19 protein-coding genes and 1 tRNA gene are annotated in these 16,832 nt (G+C 61.9%); 18 read left to right on the top strand and 2 right to left on the bottom strand.

Annotated elements, in window-relative coordinates; all coding sequences use genetic code 11:
- Nucleotides 1-355: 355 nt before the first annotated feature.
- Nucleotides 356-432: transfer RNA gene (locus C6W88_RS18605), tRNA-Pro, on the bottom strand.
- A 205-nt stretch (nucleotides 433-637) separates the two neighbouring features.
- Here C6W88_RS18605 and C6W88_RS18610 point away from each other — a divergent pair.
- From C6W88_RS18610 to C6W88_RS18640, 7 genes are all read left to right on the top strand, one after another.
- Nucleotides 638-991, top strand: a complete 354-nt coding sequence (locus C6W88_RS18610; protein ID WP_108133565.1) for a CidA/LrgA family protein — start codon at nucleotides 638-640, stop codon at nucleotides 989-991.
- Nucleotides 991-1,719, top strand: a complete 729-nt coding sequence (locus C6W88_RS18615; RefSeq protein WP_045991506.1) for an LrgB family protein — start codon at nucleotides 991-993, stop codon at nucleotides 1,717-1,719. The genes C6W88_RS18610 and C6W88_RS18615 overlap by 1 nt, the downstream gene beginning before the upstream one ends.
- Before the next feature lie 75 nt (nucleotides 1,720-1,794).
- Complete coding sequence (locus C6W88_RS18620) at nucleotides 1,795-1,968, top strand: DUF2970 domain-containing protein (RefSeq protein WP_083970217.1); 174 nt, start codon at nucleotides 1,795-1,797, stop codon at nucleotides 1,966-1,968.
- A gap of 129 nt (nucleotides 1,969-2,097) precedes the next feature.
- Nucleotides 2,098-3,216, top strand: a complete 1,119-nt coding sequence (coxB, locus tag C6W88_RS18625) for a cytochrome c oxidase subunit II (RefSeq protein WP_108133566.1) — start codon at nucleotides 2,098-2,100, stop codon at nucleotides 3,214-3,216.
- A gap of 210 nt (nucleotides 3,217-3,426) precedes the next feature.
- Entirely contained in the window at nucleotides 3,427-5,058 is a 1,632-nt protein-coding gene (gene ctaD, locus C6W88_RS18630) for a cytochrome c oxidase subunit I (RefSeq protein ID WP_045991505.1), read from the top strand.
- A 15-nt stretch (nucleotides 5,059-5,073) separates the two neighbouring features.
- Nucleotides 5,074-5,709, top strand: a complete 636-nt coding sequence (locus C6W88_RS18635; protein WP_083970215.1) for a cytochrome c oxidase assembly protein — start codon at nucleotides 5,074-5,076, stop codon at nucleotides 5,707-5,709.
- Nucleotides 5,706-6,569 carry a cytochrome c oxidase subunit 3 gene (locus C6W88_RS18640; protein WP_045991504.1) on the top strand — a complete coding sequence of 288 codons (864 nt, stop codon included), beginning with the start codon at nucleotides 5,706-5,708 and terminating at the stop codon, nucleotides 6,567-6,569. The genes C6W88_RS18635 and C6W88_RS18640 overlap by 4 nt, the downstream gene beginning before the upstream one ends.
- Nucleotides 6,570-6,590: 21 nt before the next feature.
- Here C6W88_RS18640 and C6W88_RS18645 read toward each other — a convergent pair whose 3' ends face one another.
- Nucleotides 6,591-6,782: a DUF2909 family protein gene (locus tag C6W88_RS18645; RefSeq protein ID WP_045991503.1), complete on the bottom strand. Its 192-nt coding sequence runs from the start codon at nucleotides 6,780-6,782 to the stop codon at nucleotides 6,591-6,593.
- Here C6W88_RS18645 and C6W88_RS18650 point away from each other — a divergent pair.
- From C6W88_RS18650 to pheS, 11 genes are all read left to right on the top strand, one after another.
- Nucleotides 6,781-7,536 carry an SURF1 family protein gene (locus C6W88_RS18650; protein WP_108133567.1) on the top strand — a complete coding sequence of 252 codons (756 nt, stop codon included), beginning with the start codon at nucleotides 6,781-6,783 and terminating at the stop codon, nucleotides 7,534-7,536. The two genes, C6W88_RS18645 and C6W88_RS18650, sit on opposite strands and share 2 nt — an antisense overlap.
- Nucleotides 7,537-7,760: 224 nt before the next feature.
- Nucleotides 7,761-8,414 carry a redox-active disulfide-containing membrane protein gene (locus C6W88_RS18655; protein ID WP_181248683.1) on the top strand — a complete coding sequence of 218 codons (654 nt, stop codon included), beginning with the start codon at nucleotides 7,761-7,763 and terminating at the stop codon, nucleotides 8,412-8,414.
- Complete coding sequence (locus C6W88_RS18660; protein ID WP_108133568.1) at nucleotides 8,407-9,447, top strand: COX15/CtaA family protein; 1,041 nt, start codon at nucleotides 8,407-8,409, stop codon at nucleotides 9,445-9,447. Before C6W88_RS18655 ends, C6W88_RS18660 begins: the two co-directional genes overlap by 8 nt.
- Nucleotides 9,440-10,357, top strand: coding sequence for a heme o synthase (gene cyoE, locus C6W88_RS18665; RefSeq protein ID WP_108133569.1), 918 nt, complete (start codon nucleotides 9,440-9,442; stop codon nucleotides 10,355-10,357). Before C6W88_RS18660 ends, cyoE begins: the two co-directional genes overlap by 8 nt.
- 158 nt (nucleotides 10,358-10,515) lie before the next feature.
- A complete protein-coding gene (locus C6W88_RS18670; protein WP_045991499.1) occupies nucleotides 10,516-10,983 on the top strand; it encodes a DUF2489 domain-containing protein in 468 nt (155 codons plus the stop codon).
- Between the two features lie 319 nt (nucleotides 10,984-11,302).
- Nucleotides 11,303-12,115, top strand: a complete 813-nt coding sequence (locus C6W88_RS18675; protein ID WP_045991498.1) for an OmpA family protein — start codon at nucleotides 11,303-11,305, stop codon at nucleotides 12,113-12,115.
- A gap of 267 nt (nucleotides 12,116-12,382) precedes the next feature.
- Nucleotides 12,383-14,281, top strand: coding sequence for a threonine--tRNA ligase (thrS, locus tag C6W88_RS18680; protein ID WP_045991497.1), 1,899 nt, complete (start codon nucleotides 12,383-12,385; stop codon nucleotides 14,279-14,281).
- Nucleotides 14,282-14,375: 94 nt separating this feature from the next.
- Entirely contained in the window at nucleotides 14,376-14,915 is a 540-nt protein-coding gene (infC, locus tag C6W88_RS18685; RefSeq protein WP_083970214.1) for a translation initiation factor IF-3, read from the top strand.
- 88 nt (nucleotides 14,916-15,003) lie between these two features.
- Entirely contained in the window at nucleotides 15,004-15,198 is a 195-nt protein-coding gene (gene rpmI / locus C6W88_RS18690; protein WP_045991495.1) for a 50S ribosomal protein L35, read from the top strand.
- A gap of 37 nt (nucleotides 15,199-15,235) precedes the next feature.
- The gene (gene rplT, locus C6W88_RS18695) at nucleotides 15,236-15,589 is read left to right on the top strand and encodes a 50S ribosomal protein L20 (RefSeq protein WP_045991494.1); all 354 of its coding nucleotides are present in this window, start codon (nucleotides 15,236-15,238) and stop codon (nucleotides 15,587-15,589) included.
- Between the two features lie 176 nt (nucleotides 15,590-15,765).
- Nucleotides 15,766-16,785 (top strand): phenylalanine--tRNA ligase subunit alpha, encoded by a 1,020-nt coding sequence (pheS, locus tag C6W88_RS18700; protein ID WP_045991493.1) that lies wholly within the window; start codon nucleotides 15,766-15,768, stop codon nucleotides 16,783-16,785.
- The last annotated feature ends 47 nt before the right edge of the window (nucleotides 16,786-16,832 follow it).

Raw genomic sequence — 16,832 nt, forward strand, 5'->3', positions numbered from 1 at the left:
AGTCAGTGCCCGGATCTCCGGCACTCCAATAGTGTTGCGCTTGTAGGTTGAGACCGCCGTGCTCTTTCCTCGCGGTTTGTATCGGCTACGGACGGAATCAATCTCGGCAAGTGCCCGCGCTCGAAGTATGCTGGTCGTTCTGCTCGCATTTTGTCGTTCCCTGCTCAATGGCCTTTTTGGTTGTTTGCCAACTCATATTAGGCATTAACGAAGCTTCAAGCAAAATTAGACGCGCTGAGAAACCTGCGTGGCAGGGCAACCAGGGTGAATGGTGCTCATGGAGCTGTAGTGGACCAGTCAAACGAAAAAACGCCACTCGGCATGACCCGTTAGTGGCGGTTTTTCGCATGTTCAGTGGTCGGAGCGACAGGATTCGAACCTGCGACCTTTGCAACCCCATTGCAACGCGCTACCAAGCTGCGCCACGCTCCGACTTGGCCTATGGGTTGTGTGACCGTCTGGCCTGTCCCCCTAAGACGAGGCGTATACTAGCGCGTTCATTTCAAAATGAAAAGCCCCTTTTGCGCTTTTATTTCAATTGGTTGGAAATTGACCAGCCCCGGGCGTCAGCGCTGCCCACTTTGTCCGTGCTCTGACACACTATTGGTAGGCAATGGGACACGAGGAGGACCAGGGAATGCCGCTGATTCTGGGAATGAGTCTACTGCTGGCGTGTCAGTTCGCTGGTGAGTTGATCGCGCGGGGGCTGACGTTACCGATACCCGGGCCGGTGATCGGAATGGTGATCCTGCTGATCGGACTGTCGATTCGCGGCAAGGTGCCGAAGAGCCTGCGTACGACAGGGGAAGGTCTGCTGCGCTACCTGACGCTTCTGTTCGTGCCTGCGGGTGTCGGGTTGATGGTGCATGGCCGCCTGATCGCCGATGACTGGCTCGCCATCGCGGCGACGCTGGTGCTGTCCACGGCGCTGACCCTGGCGGTCACCGCCTGGGTCATGGCAAGGCTGGCTGCTCGCCGGGGAGGTCGGTAATGGATGTGGCCGAACTCGACGAGCTATGGGTCTATCTGTCCGGCAATCCGCTGTTGTCGCTGCTGGTCACGCTGTTGGCCTTCGCCTTGGCGGTGCGCATCAACAAGTGGCTGGGCGGCACGCCGCTGCTTCACGCGGTAACCCTGAGTATTGCCTTGATCATTTCCTTCCTGCTGGTCACCGGGATCGACTACGCCACCTACTTCGAGGGCGCCCAGTTCATCCACTTTTTGCTGGGGCCAGCCACGGTGGCGCTGGCCATCCCGCTGTATGACCATCGCGAGCGGGTGCGTCAGCTACTGCTGCCGCTGTTGGTAGCTTGCGGCGCGGGTATCGTGACCGCGGTTGCCTCGACCCTTGGTATTGCCCTGTTGTTCGGGGCGGCGCCAGAAACCGTGCTGTCGTTGGCGCCGCGCTCGGTAACGTCGCCCATCGCCATGGGGGTGGCGGAGAAGATTGGTGGTATTCCGTCACTGGCGGCGGGGCTTGTGTTGATTACCGGCTCCATCGGCTGTGCGCTGGGGCCGTTCATCTTTCGTCTACTCGGCATCAAGGACCCAGTGATCCAGGGCTTTACCATGGGACTTTCCGCCCACGGCTTTGGTACGGCCCAGGCGTTCGCCAAGCTGGGGGCCATGGCCGGCGCCTTCTCTGGCCTTGCCATGGGACTGACGGGCTTGATCACCGCCTTTTTGCTGCCGCTGATTGTGGCGATATTCGGACTCTGACCTTCGTCTAATGCGCAACGCAAATTGTCTCCGGCTGAACTATGGTCAAGCGAAGGGACTGGGCCGGAGGTCAAGATGTGGAAGACCATCAAGTCGGTACTCGCCGCGTTTTTCGGCGTGCAGCGCGAGTCCCGGCGTCAGGAAGACTTCACCACCGGCAAGGCGTCCAGCTTTATCGTCGTAGGCATCCTCATGGGGGTGCTGTTTGTCGTGATTCTGATTGTGATCGCCACCCTGGCGGCGGGTTGAGTGACCCGTTGGCAGGGTGGCGTCTTGCGTTGACGGCTCGGCCCGCTACAGGCGGGGCAGTGACCAGGCTCTTCTATACTCGAGCCATTGGCGAGCCAACAAGATAACAACGAGCTCCAGGAGGCATCGATGCGCATGCGGCATGTGTGGATGACTGCGGGAACGCTGTTCGCAGGACTCGGAGGGCACCTCCAGGCGTCCGACTGGAACATGCCGGTCGGGGTGACGGACGTCAGTCGTGAGGTGTATTCGCTGCACATGACGATCTTCTGGATCTGCGTGATCATTGGCGTGGTGGTCTTCGGCGCCATGTTCTACTCGCTGTTCCGCTATCGTCACTCCCAGGGCGCAAAGGCCGCCAAGTTCCATGAGCACACCACCGTCGAGGTGATCTGGACGGCCCTGCCGTTGCTCATTCTGGTCGGCATGGCAGTGCCGGCTACCGCCACGCTCAAGAAGATGTACGACGCCTCCGACGCCGACCTGGATGTGATGGTGACCGGCCAGCAATGGCGCTGGCACTACAGCTACCTGGGTGAAGATGTCGACTTTACCTCCAACCTTGCGACCCCCCGCGAGCAGATCTCCGGCGAGAGCGAGAAGGGGGAAAACTATCTACTCGAAGTCGATGAACCCCTGGTGCTGCCGGTGGGCAAGAAGGTACGCCTGCTGCTGACCGCCGACGACGTCATCCACTCATGGTGGGTGCCCGAACTGGCGGTCAAGCAGGACGCGGTGCCAGGCTTCGTCAACGAAAACTGGGTGCGCATCAACGAGCCCGGCATCTATCGCGGCCAGTGCGCGGAACTCTGCGGCAAGGATCACGGTTTCATGCCAGTGGTGGTCGAGGCGGTCGAGCAGGAGCAGTTCGATACCTGGTTGGCCGAGCGCAAGGCCGCCGCGGCCCAGGAGGCCCAGGGGGTGGATCGCGAATGGACCATGGACGAACTGATGGAGCGTGGCGAGCAGGTCTACGGCTCCATCTGCGCCTCCTGTCACCAGGCCGATGGTAGTGGCCTGCCGCCTGCCTTCCCGGCGCTGGCGGGCAACCAGGCACTGCTGGACGAACCGGAGCGCCATCTGGATACCGTCGTCAACGGTGTCTCGGGTACCGCTATGCCGGCCTTCCGCACCACCCTGAATCCGGTGGAGATCGCCGCCGTCATCACCTACGAACGCAACGCCTGGGGTAATGAGACAGGCGAGGTGACCCAGCCGGCCGATATCGCCGACATGCTGTCCGAGTAGCCGGACGGACGGCTGTCGGGATCGCGATTGGAGAGCGGTTCAGGTGCCGGGAAATGCAAGCACAAGAAATGAACGAGCAAGGGAATAGCGAACAAGGGATGGTCGACGAATGACCAGTCCGAGCAACCGGGGGCTCTCAGGAGTCACGTTGAACGCACCATCGACGCCCGCCAAGAGTCAGGCAGGCGGCCAACAGGGGAGATCTTCGCCATGGCGTCACTGCCTCCCAAGCATCGACTCGAGTCGTCGGCCTCCGAGGCCAGCTCGGCGGGACACGACGAGCATCACTATCGCCCAGGCGGTCTGATGCGCTGGGTACTGACCACCAATCACAAGGAGATCGGTACCCTTTATCTGATCTTCTCCTTGACCATGTTTCTGATCGGTGGGGTCTTCGCGCTGGTGGTGCGGGCCGAATTGTTCCAGCCCGGTCTTCAGCTGGTGCAGCCCGAGTTCTTCAACCAGATGACCACCATGCATGGCCTGATCATGGTGTTCGGCGCGGTGATGCCGGCCTTCGTCGGGTTGGCCAACTGGATGGTGCCGCTGCAGATCGGGGCGCCGGACATGGCGTTGCCGAGGCTCAATAACTTCAGCTTCTGGCTGCTGCCGATCGCCTTTACCCTGATGTTGAGTACGCTGTTCATGCCGGGTGGGGCGCCGAATTTCGGCTGGACCTTCTATGCGCCGCTGTCCACCACCTACGCGCCGCCGTCCACCACCTTCTTTATATTGTCGCTGCACATCGCCGGTATCAGCTCGATCCTGGGGGCGATCAATATCATCGCCACCATCCTGAACCTGCGCGCACCGGGCATGCGCCTGATGGACATGACCCTGTTCGTCTGGACCTGGTTGATCACCGCCTTCCTGCTGATCGCGGTAATGCCGGTGCTGGCCGGGGTGGTCACCATGATGCTGATGGACATCAACTTTGGCACCAGCTTCTTCAATGCCGGTGGCGGTGGTGATCCGGTGCTGTTCCAGCATCTGTTCTGGTTCTTCGGGCATCCCGAGGTCTACATCATGATCCTGCCGGCCTTCGGCATCGTTTCGGTGATCATTCCGACGTTCGCCCGCAAGCGGCTGTTCGGCTATGCCTCCATGGTCTACGCCACCGCATCCATCGCCATCCTGTCGTTTTTGGTGTGGGCGCACCACATGTTCGTGGTGGGGCTACCGTTGGTGGCGGAGCTGTTCTTCATGTACAGCACCATGCTGATCGCAGTGCCGACCGGGGTGAAGGTGTTCAACTGGATCACCACCCTGTTCCGGGGTTCGATCAGCTTCGAGCCGGCGATGCTGTTCGCAATCGCCTTTGTGGTGCTGTTCACCATCGGTGGCTTCTCGGGGCTGATGCTGGCGATCTCGCCGGCGGACTTCCAGTACCACGACACCTACTTCGTGGTGGCGCACTTCCACTACGTGCTGGTGCCCGGCGCGGTGTTCTCGATCATGGCGGGGGTCTACTACTGGCTGCCCAAGTGGACCGGCCACTACCCGCACCTGCGCCTGTCTCAGTGGCACTTCTGGCTGTCGATGATCGGGGTCAATCTGACCTTCTTCCCGATGCATTTTTCCGGGCTTGCCGGCATGCCGCGAAGAATTCCCGACTACTCGTTGCAGTTTGCCGACTTCAACATGCTCTCCAGTATCGGTGCCTTCATGTTCGGCTTCTCGCAGCTGTTGTTCGTGGTCATCGTGATCATGTGCGTGCGGGGCGGCAAGAAGGCGCCGGCCAAGGCCTGGGATGGCGCCGAGGATCTTGAGTGGACGGTGCCGAGCCCGGCGCCTCTGCATACCTTCGAGCACCCGCCTCAGTATCGGCCGGTGGAGCACTGAGTCGGGAGTGTCGCCATGACGGACGTCGTCGAGGATCGCAGTCCCCAGGTTCGACGAACCGTGGTGAAGACTCTGGTGGTGCTGGCGGGGATGTTTGGCTTCGCGTTTGCCCTGGTCCCGCTGTACGACGTCTTCTGCCAGGTGACGGGCCTCAACGGCAAGACCTCGACCAGCGCTCAGACGTTGGTGCACGAAGAGGTCGATACCGAACGCACGGTGACGATGCAGTTCGTGACCCGTGGCAGTGCGGGACTGCCGTGGAAGCTGGAGGCCCACAGTCGCCAGGTTCGGGTTCACCCAGGGCAGAGCACGGAGGTGTATTTCACCTTTCGCAATCTGGGTGACCAGGCGTTGGTGGCAAGGGCGGTGCCCAGCGTGACCCCATCTCCGGCGTCGTTACATCTGCGCAAGCTGGCCTGTTTCTGTTTCGACAATCAACGGCTGGCGCCGGGGGAGAGCTTCGAGGCGCCACTGGTGTTTCAACTGACCCGCGATCTCCCCGAAGAGATCAAGACCGTGACCCTGGTGTACACGCTCTACCCGCAGGACCAGGGACCGGACGTGGCGGTGGCGACGGTGGCCGACGGCGCACCGGGCAGTGACAAGGGACGCCGACCGGCGTCTGGCGAAGATCCAGGAGGTGAAGCATGAGTGGTGGCAGCTACTACGTACCCGCGACCAGCAAGTGGCCGATCCTCGGTTCCCTGGCCATGGGCGTGATGATGGTCGGCGGGGGCACCTGGCTGGTGCACGGGGCGGCGGGGTCGCCGATCATGCTGGCGGGGCTGGTGGGCATCCTGGCGGTGATGGTGCTGTGGTTCAGGGATGTCATCAAGGAGTCCATGTCAGGGCTCTATGACGCCCAGATGGATCGGTCCTTCCGCTGGGGAATGGGCTGGTTCATCTTCTCGGAAGTGATGTTCTTCGGCGCCTTCTTCGGTGCGCTGTTCTATGTGCGGACTTTGGCGCTGCCATGGCTCGATGGTGAAGGTGCCAAGGGCGTGTCGGCATTGCTGTGGCCCGACTTCACCGCCAGTTGGCCGCTGGAGAACCCACCGGACAGCGCCATCTCGGGGCCGACCGAGACCCTTAGTCCGTGGCAGCTGCCGCTGGTCAACACCCTGCTGCTGGTGTCCTCGAGCATTACCCTGACGGTCGCCCACGAAGCGTTGAAGATGGGGGAGCGTCGCGCTACCCACAACTGGTTGTTCGGTACGGTGCTGCTGGGCACCTTCTTCATCATCATCCAGGGGGTCGAGTACTACGAAGCCTACCATCACCTGGGCCTGACCCTGGAGGCGGGCATCTACGGCTCGACCTTCTTCATGCTGACGGGCTTCCATGGCCTTCACGTCATCATCGGCACCATCATCCTGGCCAGCATCCTGATGCGTATCCGCAAGGGCCATTTCAGTGGCGACAACCACTTCGGTTTCGAGGCGGCGGCCTGGTACTGGCACTTTGTCGACGTGGTCTGGCTGGGGCTGTTCATCTTTGTCTACGTGTTCTGAGGCAGGCGGCGTGGGGGCCGCTCAGCCGATCGTTCCGGTGGCGAAGCCATAGGCCAGCAACGCCAGCAGCAGGGCGGCCAGGGCTACCCGGATCTTGAGCGAGACCAGCAGGCGGCGTGAGTGGCTGTCGTCCTTGAGCAGGAAGCCGACCCCGGCCGCGAGACTGGCCAGCATGGCCACGAACACGATCAGAATCAGGATCTTGAGCAGCATGGTGAGAGTCCGTTCGAGTGAGGGGAAAAGGCGTGGTCCGGGTCGGCTGGTGGCCTGGTGCCTGCTGTGTGCAGCGCTGATGGTGCTGGGTATCGGCCTTGGACTATGGCAGTGGGAGCGCGCCGCCGGCAAGCGCGACTATCTTGCAAACCTTGCCGAGGCACCGACCTTGAACATGCCAGGGACATTGCCGCCGGACGGCAGCCGCCTGTCGCTCGAAGGCGTCTTTCAGGCCGACGAAACCCTCTACCTGGACAACCGGATGCTCGGCAATCGACTCGGGGTGGCGGTGCTCACGCCCTTTGTCGACGTCGAGGGGCAGCGGTGGCTGGTGGAGCGTGGCTTTCTCGAGACAGGGGTGTCGCGCCAGGCGCCCTATGCAGCGACGCCGAAGGGGCTGGTGTCGCTGAGCGGTGACTGGCAGGCGGATGGCCGGCGTACGCCGCGGTTCGGTGACAACCTCGAAGGCACGCGACTGCAGCGCATCGAACTCGGAGCCTGGAACGAGGAGTTCAGCTTTGCCGGCTGGCTGCATCAGCGCCAGGGTCCCGGGCATCTGGAGGACTGGTGGACGCCTAACGTCATGCCACCAGAGCGACATCTGGCCTATGCACTGCAGTGGTGGGGGCTTTCGCTGGTGGCGCTGCTGGCGCTGCTGTTTGGAGGTCGACGACTTTATCGCGATCTTTGCGCGGCGGGCGTCACGAGCGCTGAAAGGTCAATTGTTGATATGCCCGCCAGGCAAGAGCGCTAAGGCCCTGAGATGGCGAGACTGCGAAAGAAAACCGCGGAAGACAATAACGCCGCGAAAGACAGGAAAGGGTCGAAAGACAAGCGACATCAACGAGAAAAAGAGGCTAGCGCGAGAACAAGAGACGACTACGAGACCAACAGATCACCGCGAGAACAAGAGTCTATCGATAGCCCAGCGGACACGACAGGACCGAACGTGTCGACGCAAGGAGTGGAGGTGCGAGGATGACGACGATGGGGTGGCAGCGGCTGAAGCTGGTCGCACTGATCGCGATCTTTGTGATGCCCATGGCGCTTGCCTGGGGCATGGTCGAGTTCCGTATCGGGATTCCCGGCAACCGTACCGCCCACGGGGCGCTTGATGCCGATGTGCCGCCGCTGTCCCGGTGGCCGGCTCTCGAGCGCACAGACATTGCCAGTCGCGATCGTGGAGGGGAGCTCGCGGCGCATGCCTGGACCCTGGCCTACGATTGCGGCGATAGCTGCGCCGAAGACGCGGATCGCTGGTGGCGCCTGCATCGGGCGCTGGGCAAGGACGCCCATCGTCTGAGTCGGGTGCGCCTGGGTGGAGACGCTGCCGCCTTGCCTGGCGAGTCGCTGATGACCTGGACCGAGTCGCCGGAGTGGGCCAGTCAGGGGCAGGCGTGGCTGCTTGACCCCCAGGGGTGGGTGGCAGTCGCCTATCCTGCCGGGGTGGAGACCCGGGCGGTGATGGACGACATCGAGCATCTGTTCAAGCGCAACCCCGAGCCACCGCTTGCTGCCCTGGGCGAAGATCCCGGTGAGGCCGAGGCTACGCAAGGTGCCACCGAACTGGTCAGTCTGCACGACAGCCAAGGTGCCAGCGAAGACGCCCGCCAGGAGGTGCGCCATGAATGATCGACGCCTGGCGACGCTGCGGCTCCTGAGTCTTGTGGGGGCGCTGTTCACCGCCCTGGTCATCATGGCCGGTGCCTTCACCCGGTTGCTGGATGCGGGGCTGGGTTGTCCCGACTGGCCGGGCTGCTATGGGGCGCTGGTCGTGCCCGATGAAAGCAGCGCTCTGCTGCATAGTCCGGATGCACCGCTGGATGCATCCAAGGCCTGGATGGAAATGATTCATCGCTACCTGGCCGGATGTCTCGGGGTCATGGTGATGGCCCTGCTGGTGCTGGCCTGGCCCAGGCGGCGCAAGCCTGGGTTTCCCTGGCGTCTGATGCTGATGCTGTTCGCCGCCTTGATGGTGCAGGGGGCCTTCGGTGCCTACACCGTGACCCTCAAGCTGTGGCCCCAGGTGGTAACCCTTCACCTGCTGGGTGGTCTCACGGTGATGACGCTGTTCATCTGGCTGCATCTGCGCCTGCGTCGCGTCGCCAGGGGCGAGGCGGCGCTCGCTGCCCGACCACTGGGGGCGCTGATGGGGGTGGCCACCATGCTGCTGGTGCTGCAACTGGCGCTGGGAGGCTGGACCTCCAGCAACTACGCGGGCATCGCCTGTCAGGGGTTTCCCACCTGCAATAGCCAGTGGGTTCCCGACACCGACTGGGGTGAGGGCTTTCACCTTACCCAGACGGTGGGGCCCAACTATCTGCACGGGGCCCTGCACGCCGAAGCACGCACGACGATCCATCTGGCCCATCGGCTGGGAGCGCTGGCGTTGACGCTGGCGCTGGCACTGGTGGTGATCCGTCGCTGGCATCGCCGTGAGATGCGGCCCTGGCTGCTGACGCTGGCAGGAGCGACAGCTTTGCAGGTCGCCCTGGGTATCGCCAATGTGCTGCTGTGGCTGCCGCTGGGACTGGCGCTTCTACATACTGCCGGCGCGGTACTGCTGGTCTTCAGTTTTACCCTGGTAGCGTGGAAGCTGCGCCATTCAAGACAGGCGGTGAAGGGACGTCAACGCCAGACCAGAGGAGGGTGGCTCCATGCGTGATGCACAGGCCATGGGGGCAGCGACCCATCCGCTATGGCGTGACTTGCTGACGTTGTGCAAATGGCGAGTGGTCATGGTGATGCTGGTATGCGCCCTGGTGGGGATGTTGCTGGCGATCCCCGGTGCGATATCGCCAGCTGTGCTTAACGCCATGGTGTGCGGGCTTATCGGGATTGCACTGGCCGCCGCCGGGGCGGCGGCGATCAACCACGTGGTGGATCGCAAGCTGGATGCGCGGATGCATCGCACCTCGCGGCGCCCGCTGGCGTCCGGTCGCTTGTCGACGCCACTGGCGCTGGCCTGGGCGCTGTCATTGTCCACCTCGGGGGTGGCGCTGCTGGCGCTGACCGTCAATCCGTTGACCGCTTGGCTTACGCTGTTGTCGCTGGTCGGTTATGCGTTGATCTACACGGTGTTTCTGAAACGGGCCACGCCGCAGAATATCGTCATCGGTGGAGTCGCCGGTGCCGCGCCGCCACTGTTGGGCTGGACCAGTGTGACCGGGACAGTGGGAGCCGAGCCGCTGCTGCTCATGTTGATCATCTTTGCCTGGACGCCGCCGCACTTCTGGGCGCTGGCGATCTACAAGCGCGATGAATACGCCGAGGCAGGGGTACCGATGCTGCCCGTGACCCATGGCCTCGCCTTTGCCAGACTGCAGGTCTGGCTATATGGCTGGTTGACGGTGGCCGCCACCTTGCTGCCGTTCACCATCGGCATGAGTGGCTGGCTCTATCTGGTCAGCGTCTGTGTGCTCAATCTACGCTTCATGCAGTGGAATCTCAGGGTCTGGCGTGGACACGACGAACAGGCGCCCTTGCAGGCCTTCTGGTTTTCCATTCGCTATCTGCTCGGCGTCTTTCTGGCCTTGTTGCTGGATCACTATCTGAGCATCGCCTTGAGTCCGTGAGGGCCGACTACCTTCGTTCAACGGTCCGGTGTCACGGGAGTGTCATCGGCAGGTGGCAACAATGCAGGCGGCAGTCACCGGTCTTTCTCGCGATGAATGGTTCAGCCTCTCTGGTAGATGTGTAGAATGCCCCCTTTGACCATCGCACAGGGGGCTGCATGTCCACGACGCTCGCTTATGCCTTGCTCGGGCTTGGCATTGTCATCATTGCCGCGTTGGCGTGGTACGCCTGGTCGTTGAAGAATGAGGTGCGGCGCCGAGAGGGAGTGATTCGGGACGAGGAACGTCGTGCCAGGGAAAATGGCCTGGAAAACCTCGGTCTGGTTGCGTCGGCGCTATTGCAGCGTCAGGTCGATGTGACCGAAGGCTGCTGGCGGTTGAAAGTATTGTTCGAGATCATCGATCCGGCACTGCTTGAGCGGCGCGAGTTCAGAGTCTTTGCCGAGGTCTACGAACAGACCCGTCATCTGCACACACATCAGGCGCGTCAAGAGCTTACGCCCAAGGAGCGGTTCGCTGAAGACAAGCAGCGACTGGCCGTGGAAGAAGCGAATCGCGACGATGTGCTGGCTGCGGCACAGGCTGCGCTGGATTTTCAAGCCCGTTACCCCGACTCTCTCAATTGAGCGATCTCGAACACTGTTCGATGAAGTGAATGACGGGCGGGTATCGCCTGTGCTAGTTTGATTGTACAGAAGCGATACGTCATGATATCGCCTGCAAGGGATTGGTCGTGCAGCAATTGTCTTGCACGATGGGCCGTTGGCAGAAGACGTTGAGATATTGGCGACTAATAGACTGGCTAGGCGCTGTATTTCATGCTTTTCTTGCCTATGAGGAAGTAGGGTACCTATCCTGTTTCTCGATCGGCACAACATTGGACCCGCTGAAGAACAGGGTTACCCGTATTCAGCATTGAGTGTCAGATAGAAGAAGGAGTCTTACATGAAAAAATCAACGACTGGCTTGCTGCTCGGTTCTGCACTGGTTGTCGGCCTCTCCGGCTGCGCCAGCTCCGCCTCTCAGTCCTCCTCCGGCATGAGCGCATCTGACGCCAAGCCGTGGTACCAGCACCCGATGGTGTGTGGTATCGCTGGTGGTCTGATCGGCGGTGGTATCGGCTACGGCACCACCAGCGATGACGACGAGGAAACCGGCGCTGCTGTCGGCGCGACCGTCGGCACCGTGGCTGGCGCTCTGCTGTGTGCCGAGCCGAACAAGGAGCCGATGAACGCTCCGAAGGATTCCGACGGTGACGGCGTCTACGACGCCAACGACCAGTGCCCGGGTACTCCGGCCGGTGTCGCCGTGGACGCAGTGGGTTGCCCGCTGGATTCCGACAACGATGGCGTGCCGGACTTCCAGGACCAGTGCCCGGGTACTCCGGCTGGCGTCGAGGTCAACTCCCTCGGTTGCGAAAAGGACCTGGTCCTGCGTGACGTGAACTTCGAGTTCGACTCCGCCGTCCTGACCGCTCAGGCTGAGCAGGTTCTGGCTGGTGTTGCCGAGCGTCTGCGCGCCAATCCGAACGTCGGCGTGCGCATCGAAGGTCACACCGACAGCGTCGGTTCCGACAGCTACAACAAGCAGCTGTCTCAGGAGCGTGCCGCTTCCGTTGCTCGCTTCCTGGCGAGCCAGGGTGTTCAGCCGAACCGCATGCGTGCCATCGGTTACGGTGAAGAGCAGCCCATCGCGACCAACGACACCGATGCAGGTCGTGCGGAAAACCGTCGTGTGGAACTGGGTGAGTGGCAGTAAGTCTGCCCTGACCGAGTCCGTCTCGATCACCTGATCGAGCGCGATGACATCAGCGAGGCGCCTTCGGGCGCCTCGCTGCGTTTCGGGTGGTGGTGGCCTGTCTTGCCATCCCGCTCGCCAGAGGTGTGGCGACGCCCTTCGCAGGGGTAGAGCATGGCGCCGGCGGCGCCATTTCTGATATTCTATGTCGCTGTTTCACCCCTCGAATCCATTTTGGCGACACGTGATCCCTGGTATGGATCACCACTGCGCACAAGGACAGCTTGCATGCCCATCGTGACACTGCCTGACGGCAGTCAGAGAACCTTCGATTCCCCCCTTAGCGTCATGGAACTGGCCGAGAGCATCGGCCCGGGACTTGCCAAGGCCTGCGTGGCCGGCAAGATCGACGGCGTATTGGTGGACGCCGCGGACCTGATCGAGACGGACGCCGAGGTGGCGATCCTGACCGCACGTGACGAGGAAGGCCTGGAGATCATCCGGCATTCCTGTGCCCACCTGATCGGGCACGCGGTCAAGCAGCTCTATCCCGAGGCCAAGATGGCCATCGGCCCGGTGATCACCGACGGCTTCTATTACGACATCGATTTCGGCCAGTCGATCACCCCGGAGGACCTCGAGACCATCGAGAAGCGCATGAAGCAGCTGATCGATGAAGAGTACGACGTGGTCCGCGAGTACGTCGATCGTGATGCCGCGATGCTGGAATTCCTGCATCGCGACGAGCCCTACAAGCAGGAAATCGTGCGCGGGATTCCCGAAGGCGACACTATTCGCCTCTACCGCCACAAGGAATATACCGACATGTGTCGTGGGCCCCACGTGCCCAACACGCGTCACCTCAAGGCGTTCAAGCTGACCAAGCTGGCCGGTGCCTACTGGCGCGGCAACGCCGACAACGCCATGCTGACCCGCATCTACGGCACCGCCTGGGGCGACAAGAAGCAGCTCAAGGCCTACCTGCACCGCCTCGAGGAAGCCGAGAAGCGCGATCACCGCAAGCTGGCGCGTCGTCTCGACCTCTTCCACATGCAGGAAGAGGCGCCGGGCATGGTGTTCTGGCACCCCAACGGCTGGACCCTGTGGCAGCGCGTCGAGCAGTACATGCGCGGCGTCTACAAGGAGGGCGGCTATCAGGAGATTCGCTGCCCTCAGATCATGGACGTGTCGCTGTGGAAGAAGTCCGGCCATTGGGATAACTACGCCGACGGCATGTTCTTCACCGAGTCCGAGAAGCGTGAGTACGCGCTCAAGCCGATGAACTGCCCGGGCCACGTCCAGGTGTTCAACTCCGGCCTGCGCAGCTACCGTGAACTGCCGGTGCGCTTCGGCGAATTTGGCGGCTGTCACCGTAATGAGCCGTCCGGCGCGCTGCACGGCATCATGCGAGTGCGCGCCTTTACCCAGGACGACGGCCACATCTTCTGTACCGAAGAGCAGGTGCAGCCTGAGGTGACGAGCTTCCATCGCCAGGCGCTCAAGGTCTACAGCGACTTTGGCTTCGAGGATATCGCGATCAAGATCGCCCTGCGCCCGGAAAAGCGCATCGGCGACGACGACACCTGGGATCGTGCCGAGAACGCCCTGCGTGGCGCGCTGGAGGCCTGTGGGGTCGAGTGGCAGGAGCTGCCGGGCGAGGGCGCTTTCTATGGTCCCAAGATCGAGTATCACATGAAGGATTGCCTGGGCCGCGAGTGGCAGGTCGGCACCATGCAGGTCGACTTCATGATGCCCACGCGCCTGGGTGCCCAGTACGTGACCGAAGAGGGCGAGCGCAAGCCGCCGGTCATGCTGCACCGTGCCATCGTCGGTTCGATGGAGCGCTTCATCGGCATCCTGATCGAGCACTACGCCGGCGCCATGCCGCTGTGGCTCGCGCCGGAGCAGGCGGTGGTGATGATCATCACCGATGCCCAGAAGGAATACGCCGAAGCCTTGACCTCACGACTGCAAAAAATCGGTCTTCGCGTCAAGTCGGACTTGAGGAACGAGAAGATCGGCTTTAAAATTCGCGAGCATACGTTGCAGAAGGTACCCTATCTCCTGGTGGTCGGAGATAAGGAAGTAGAGGCCGACTCGGTGGCTGTGCGTACGCGCAGCGGCGAAAATCTGGGCACCATGACCGTGGACGCCTTTATTGAACGAGTTCAGGCCGAGCGGTACTAACGGGTAGGCGGCATGGGCCGCCCCCTCGTGTGAGGCTCTAGGCACGCACCTTCCCAGCTCTCGCACCTTCCAAAGCTACAGTGGAGACGGAACCATCAAGAGAAGCAACCCCAGAGGACGCCCCCAGGACAAGCGTCCGCCAATGAACGAGCGCATCACCGAAGATCAGGTCCGCCTGATCGCCAGCGACGGCGAACAGCTTGGCATCGTGGATACCCGCGACGCCCTTGAGCGTGCCGAAGCGGAAGGGATGGACCTCGTACAGATTTCCAATGCCGATCCGATCGTCTGCAAGATCATGGATTACGGCAAGTTCGTCTTCGAGCAGAAGAAGCAGAAGGCTGCTCAGAAGAAGAAGCAGAAGCAAATCCAGGTCAAGGAAGTCAAATTCCGTCCTGGCACCGACGAGGGTGACTATCAGGTCAAGATGAAGAACCTGATTCGATTCCTCGAAGGTGGCGACAAGGGCAAGGTCACCCTGCGTTTCCGCGGGCGTGAAATGGCGCACCAGGACATCGGCCGCAAGCTGATGGAACGGATCGCAGCGGATCTCGAGGAAATCGGGACCGTGGAATCCTTCCCCAAGATGGAAGGGCGCCAGATGATCATGATCATTGCCCCCAAGAAGAAGTGATCCGACGGCCGGTTCAACGATTGGTCAGCCTGTGAAGGCTGGCCATTGGCCCCGGATTTTCTAAAGAAACTCGAGCGGAGTTATTCTCATGCCGAAGATCAAGAGCAACAGCGGCGCTGCCAAGCGCTTCAAGAAGACTGCCAACGGCTTCAAGCACAAGCAGTCCTTCCGTAGTCACATTCTGACCAAGAAGTCCACCAAGCGTAAGCGTCAGCTGCGCGGCATGCAGCAGATCCACGACGCCGACAAGGCACTCGTGCGTCGCATGCTGCCGTACGTATAAACCCTTGGTGAACCCCCTTTAACGTCAGGAGAGTGCTATGACTCGTGTCAAGCGTGGTGTCGTCGCCCGTCGTCGTCACAAGAAGATCATGAAGCAGGCCAAGGGCTACTACGGTGCCCGTTCGCGCGTCTTTCGCGTTGCCAAGCAGGCCGTCATCAAGGCCGGCCAGTACGCGTACCGCGACCGTCGCCAGCGCAAGCGTCAGTTCCGTGCCCTGTGGATCCAGCGTATCAACGCCGGTGCCCGTCAGCACGGTCTGTCCTACAGCCGCTTCGTCGGTGGTCTGAAGAAGGCCGGTATCGAAATCGACCGCAAGGTCCTGGCTGACCTGGCCGTTCACGAGAAGGCAGCCTTTGCTGCCATCGTCGAGAAGGCCAAGGCTGCCCAGTAAGCGCGTTCGAATGATGAGCGAGCTCTCCCCATGGGGAGACGAGCGTTCATGATCGCCCCAGGGGAAGAGCAGCCGCTCTTCCCCTGTTTTTTTGGCGACCCCTTTTTCATCGCGATCTCTCTACTATTGCGCGACCACTCCACCACTGAACGATCAACGATATCGGAGCTCAACGTATGGACCACCTTCCCGACCTGGTTCAACAAGCTCGCGACGCCATCCAGTCAGCCGACTCCATGGCCGCACTCGACGAGATTCGCGTCAAGTACCTGGGCAAGAAGGGCGAACTGACCGCGCTGCTCAAGGGGCTCGGCAAGCTGCCCGCCGAGGAGCGCCCGGCGGCCGGTGAGCGCATCAACCAGGCCAAGCAGGAGCTGGCCAAGGAACTCGATACCCGGCGCGAGGCCCTGGCCAAGGCCGAACTCGACGCCAAGCTTGCCGCAGAACGCCTGGACGTGACCCTGCCGGGTCGTGGACAGCCAACCGGTGGCCTGCATCCGGTGACACGCACCCTGGAGCGTATCGAAGGCCTGTTCCGTCGCATCGGCTACGAGGTGGCGGTGGGGCCAGAGCTCGAAGACGACCACCACAACTTTGAAGCCTTGAACATCCCGGCCCACCATCCGGCGCGGGGCATGGCCGACACCTTCTATTTCGACGCCACCCGGCTGCTGCGCACCCACACCTCGCCGGTCCAGGTGCGTACCATGAAGGCCGAGGAGCCGCCGATCCGCATCGTCTGCCCGGGTCGGGTGTACCGCAGTGACTCGGATCTGACCCATACCCCGATGTTTCATCAGGTCGAAGGCCTGCTGATCGAGGAAGACGTCAGTTTCGCCGACCTCAAGGGCACCATCGAAGACTTTCTGCATGCCTTCTTCGAGCGCGATGACCTGTCGGTACGTTTCCGTCCGTCCTACTTCCCCTTCACCGAGCCCTCCGCCGAGGTCGATATCGCCTGCGTAATGTGCGCCGGTGAGGGCTGCCGTGTGTGCTCCCACACCGGCTGGCTCGAGGTGATGGGCTGCGGCATGGTCCACCCGGAAGTCTTCCGTCACGGCGGCATCGATCCCGAGCGCTATACCGGTTTCGCCTTCGGTATGGGTGCCGAGCGCCTGGCCATGCTGCGCTATGGCGTCAACGATCTGCGCCTGTTCTTTGAAAACGATCTGCGCTTTCTTCGTCAGTTTCACTGAGCGCTGCGGGCCAGAGGGCTCGATAAAGAACACCGAATGCAGGAACA

Origin of the sequence: Halomonas litopenaei (genome assembly GCF_003045775.1) — a bacterium.
In the GTDB taxonomy this organism is placed as follows: Bacteria; Pseudomonadota; Gammaproteobacteria; order Pseudomonadales; family Halomonadaceae; genus Halomonas; species Halomonas litopenaei.

Excerpts from the sequence above, each read along its gene's own strand:
- C6W88_RS18655 (WP_181248683.1), top strand. The coding sequence starts at position 7,761 with ATGACGACGATGGGGTGGCAGCGGCTGAAGCTGGTCGCACTGATCGCG.
- C6W88_RS18640 (WP_045991504.1), top strand. The coding sequence starts at position 5,706 with ATGAGTGGTGGCAGCTACTACGTACCCGCGACCAGCAAGTGGCCGATC.
- C6W88_RS18645 (WP_045991503.1), bottom strand. The coding sequence starts at position 6,782 with ATGCTGCTCAAGATCCTGATTCTGATCGTGTTCGTGGCCATGCTGGCC.
- rpmI (WP_045991495.1), top strand. The coding sequence starts at position 15,004 with ATGCCGAAGATCAAGAGCAACAGCGGCGCTGCCAAGCGCTTCAAGAAG.
- thrS (WP_045991497.1), top strand. The coding sequence starts at position 12,383 with ATGCCCATCGTGACACTGCCTGACGGCAGTCAGAGAACCTTCGATTCC.
- C6W88_RS18615 (WP_045991506.1), top strand. The coding sequence starts at position 991 with ATGGATGTGGCCGAACTCGACGAGCTATGGGTCTATCTGTCCGGCAAT.
- C6W88_RS18670 (WP_045991499.1), top strand. The coding sequence starts at position 10,516 with ATGTCCACGACGCTCGCTTATGCCTTGCTCGGGCTTGGCATTGTCATC.
- C6W88_RS18650 (WP_108133567.1), top strand. The coding sequence starts at position 6,781 with ATGGTGAGAGTCCGTTCGAGTGAGGGGAAAAGGCGTGGTCCGGGTCGG.
- C6W88_RS18620 (WP_083970217.1), top strand. The coding sequence starts at position 1,795 with ATGTGGAAGACCATCAAGTCGGTACTCGCCGCGTTTTTCGGCGTGCAG.
- C6W88_RS18610 (WP_108133565.1), top strand. The coding sequence starts at position 638 with ATGCCGCTGATTCTGGGAATGAGTCTACTGCTGGCGTGTCAGTTCGCT.
- C6W88_RS18660 (WP_108133568.1), top strand. The coding sequence starts at position 8,407 with ATGAATGATCGACGCCTGGCGACGCTGCGGCTCCTGAGTCTTGTGGGG.
- coxB (WP_108133566.1), top strand. The coding sequence starts at position 2,098 with ATGCGCATGCGGCATGTGTGGATGACTGCGGGAACGCTGTTCGCAGGA.
- rplT (WP_045991494.1), top strand. The coding sequence starts at position 15,236 with ATGACTCGTGTCAAGCGTGGTGTCGTCGCCCGTCGTCGTCACAAGAAG.
- pheS (WP_045991493.1), top strand. The coding sequence starts at position 15,766 with ATGGACCACCTTCCCGACCTGGTTCAACAAGCTCGCGACGCCATCCAG.
- ctaD (WP_045991505.1), top strand. The coding sequence starts at position 3,427 with ATGGCGTCACTGCCTCCCAAGCATCGACTCGAGTCGTCGGCCTCCGAG.
- cyoE (WP_108133569.1), top strand. The coding sequence starts at position 9,440 with ATGCGTGATGCACAGGCCATGGGGGCAGCGACCCATCCGCTATGGCGT.
- C6W88_RS18675 (WP_045991498.1), top strand. The coding sequence starts at position 11,303 with ATGAAAAAATCAACGACTGGCTTGCTGCTCGGTTCTGCACTGGTTGTC.
- C6W88_RS18635 (WP_083970215.1), top strand. The coding sequence starts at position 5,074 with ATGACGGACGTCGTCGAGGATCGCAGTCCCCAGGTTCGACGAACCGTG.